The organism is Rugamonas violacea (genome assembly GCF_016461825.1).
GTDB lineage: Bacteria > Pseudomonadota > Gammaproteobacteria > Burkholderiales > Burkholderiaceae_D > Rugamonas.
This window is the reverse complement of record NZ_JAEMNU010000065.1, coordinates 11169-14407: the sequence shown is the minus strand read 5'-3', so window position 1 is coordinate 14407 and position 3239 is coordinate 11169. Positions and strand designations below refer to the sequence as shown.

Annotated in this window: 3 protein-coding genes and 1 pseudogene; all 4 read right to left on the bottom strand. The window is 68.7% G+C overall.

The features are described 5' to 3' along the window. Positions 1-96: 96 nt before the first annotated feature. Positions 97-1359, bottom strand: coding sequence for a radical SAM family heme chaperone HemW (hemW, locus tag H7U20_RS12605; RefSeq protein WP_199759501.1), 1263 nt, complete (start codon positions 1357-1359; stop codon positions 97-99). Continuing rightward, on the bottom strand, positions 1356-1940 hold the full coding sequence (gene rdgB / locus H7U20_RS12600; RefSeq protein ID WP_199759500.1) for an RdgB/HAM1 family non-canonical purine NTP pyrophosphatase: 585 nt from the start codon (positions 1938-1940) through the stop codon (positions 1356-1358). The genes hemW and rdgB overlap by 4 nt, the downstream gene beginning before the upstream one ends. A gap of 285 nt (positions 1941-2225) precedes the next feature. After that, the gene (rph, locus tag H7U20_RS12595) at positions 2226-2957 is read right to left on the bottom strand and encodes a ribonuclease PH (protein WP_199759499.1); all 732 of its coding nucleotides are present in this window, start codon (positions 2955-2957) and stop codon (positions 2226-2228) included. Then, positions 2947-3239: pseudogene (locus H7U20_RS30255) on the bottom strand (hypothetical protein); the annotation flags it as partial. The gene rph and the pseudogene H7U20_RS30255, both read right to left, overlap by 11 nt.

The following is a 3239-nucleotide window of genomic DNA, read 5'->3' as shown; positions in this document are numbered from 1 at the left end:
CACCGGGGTCGGACCCCGCGGGGTCCGACCCCAGACTTTGCCTTGGGGGTAAGCCGCTGCCGTCGGCGCCCCGCCGCCACAACCCAAGCGCCCCGCTCAACCGCCTAGGAACATCTGCTGCAGGTCGTTGAGGAAGCGCTGTCCCAGCTCGGTCGGCCGGATGGTCTTGTGGTCGCGGTACAGCAACCCCTTGGCCTCGGCGGCGTTGAGCTGCTGCTCGATGGCGTTGATGCTCATGCCGGTGCGCTCGGCGAACAGGTTGGCCTCGAAGCCGGCGTGCAGGCGCAGCGTGTTGAGCATGAACTCGAAGCCCATGTCGTCGCGGCCGATCTCGTATTCCTCCTGCACCGGATTACCGGCGCGCACCGCGTCCATATACGACTTGGGCTGCTTGTAGCGCGCCTGGCGCAGCACCCGGTGCGGGAAGGAGATCTTCGAGTGCGCCCCGGCGCCGATGCCGAGGTAGTCGCCGAACTCCCAGTAGTTCAGGTTGTGGCGCGCGCGCCGGCCCGGCTGGGCGTAGGCCGACACCTCGTACTGGCCGTAGCCGCGTTGCGCCGTCATCTGCGCGATCAGGTCCTGCATGTCGGCGCTGGCGTCGTCGTCGGGCAGCGCCGGCGGGTACTTGGCGAACACCGTGTTCGGCTCCATCGTCAGGTGGTACAGCGACAGGTGCGGCGGCTGGAAGGACATCGCCGTCTCCAGGTCGGCCTGCGCCTCGGCCAGCGTCTGCGAGGGCAGCGCGTACATCAGGTCGAGGTTGAAGTTGTCGAAGTTGGCCTGTGCGATCTCGACGGCGCGGCGCGCCTCCCGGTCGTCGTGGATGCGGCCCAGCGCCTGCAAATGGCGGCCGTTGAAACTCTGGATGCCGATCGACAGGCGGTTGACGCCGCTGGCGCGGTAGGACTTGAACTTCTCCGCCTCGAAGGTGCCGGGGTTGGCCTCCATGGTGATTTCGACGTCGCCGTCGAGCGGCAGCAGGGTGCGCACGTCCGACAGCAGGCGGTCCAGGCCGGCCGCCGACATCAGGCTCGGTGTGCCGCCGCCGATGAAGATGGTGTAGATCTTGCGGCCCCAGATCAGCGGCAGCGCCATCTCCAGGTCGGCGCGCACGGCGTCGAGGTACTCGGTTTCCGGGAAGGGGCCGCCCTTGGCCTCGTGCGAGTTGAAGTCGCAATACGGGCACTTCTTGACGCACCAGGGGAAGTGGATGTACAGCGACAGCGGCGGCAGCGCCGTCAGGTTCAGCGTGCCGGGTTGCAGATACTTGAGGGCCACGCCGGCCGCGTCGGAGATGTCCGCCGCCGGCCGGGCCGGCGCCGTCCTGGACGGCGCGCCGACGACTTTGATCGGAATCATCGCAGCTTCTCGACCAGCGCGCGCAGCGCCTGGCCACGGTGCGACAACGCGTTCTTCTGGTCGGCGCTCAGCTCGGCGGCGCACTTGCCCAGCGCCGGGATGTAGAAGTGCGGGTCGTAGCCGAAGCCGCCGTCGCCGCGCGGCGTGGCGATCATTTCGCCGTTCCAGCGGCCGTCGGCGATGACCGGCTGCGGATCGTCGGCGTGGCGCACGAACACCAGCACGCAGTAGTAGTAGGCCGACTTGTCGGCGTGGCCGGCCAGGTCGGCGATCATCTTCTCATTGTTGCGGGCGTCCGACTTGGGCTCGCCGGCGAAACGCGCCGAATACACGCCGGGCGCGCCGCCCAGCGCGTTGACGCAGACGCCGGAGTCGTCGGCCAGCGCCGGCAGGCCGGTCAGGCGCGCGGCGTGGCGCGCCTTTTGCAGCGCGTTCTCGACGAAGGTGTGGAAAGGTTCGTCCGCTTCGGGCACGTCGAACTCGCCCTGGGCGTGGACGGAGAAGCCGACGGTCGAGAGCAGCTCGTTGAATTCCTTGAGTTTGCCCGCGTTGTTGGAGGCGAGGATGAGGCGTTGGGTCATGGTGTTCCGGCAAAAGGTGGCGGCCCGGGCCGCGCGGGAAGAGTCAGCGCGGCGGGCGATTGGGGTGCCGCCATTGTAAACCTTTTGCCCGGGCGTCGCCCGATTGGCGCCGCCGGTGGCGGAAAACCACCCAAGATCGGAGAGCCGGGGACAGACCCTCGGGTCTGTCCCTAGGTGTCGCCCTTGGGTCTCGCCCTCTGGTCTGTCCCTAGGTGTCGCCCTTGGATCTCGTCCTTGGATCTCGCCCGATTTTGCGGCAGGCGGGCCGGCGGCGGCCCGGCGCTGTTACGCCAGGCCGAGGGCCTGCTTCTGCAGCTTGATCAGGTCGGCGATGCCGCCCTGCGCCAGGTCGAGCAGGCGGTCCATGCCGGCGCGGTCGAAGGCGGCGCCCTCGGCGGTGCCCTGCACTTCGATGAAGTGGCCGGCGTCGGTCATCACCACGTTCATGTCGGTGTCGCAGCCGGAGTCCTCGACGTAGTCCAGGTCCAGCACCGGCATGCCCTTGTACACGCCGACCGAGATGGCGGCGACGAAGTGCTTCAGCGGCACGGCCGGCACGGCGCCGCGCGCCACCAGCTGCGAGAAGGCGTCGTAGGCGGCGACCATGGCGCCGGTGATCGAGGCGGTGCGGGTGCCGCCGTCGGCCTGGATGACGTCGCAGTCCAAGTGCAGGGTGCGCTCGCCGAAGGCTTCCAGATCGAAGGCGGCGCGCAGCGAACGGCCGATCAGGCGCTGAATCTCCTGGGTGCGGCCGGACTGCTTGCCGCGCGCCGCCTCGCGGTCCATGCGGGTGTGGGTCGAGCGTGGCAGCATGCCGTATTCGGCCGTCAACCAGCCCTGCCCTTTGCCCTTCAAAAAGCCCGGCACCTTGTCCTCGATGCTGGCGGTGCAGATCACCTTGGTGTCGCCGCACTCGATCAGCACCGAGCCTTCGGCGTGCTTGGTGTACTGGCGGGTCAGGCGCAGGTTGCGCAGGGCATCGACGGCGCGGCCGCTGGGACGGGATTCAAAGGTCATTATGGTCTTTTCGTGTCAGTAGGTTGGTGGATTTTTCTATCGCCGCGCGGATCTCCGCGATGGCTTTTTCGATCTCGGCGTCGTTGAAGGCGTCGACCTCGGGCGCGGCGGCGTCGCTGTCGGCGGCCACGCCGAGGATGGTGGTGCCGCCCTGGCCCTCGGCCAGCATCTCGGTGGAGATCACGGTCGACATGTGCTCGGCCGGCAGGCTGGCCGCGCCGCCGCTCAGCGGCGCGCCCTGCCACATGATGGCCAGCGCGGTGACGTTGTCGCGGGGGGGGG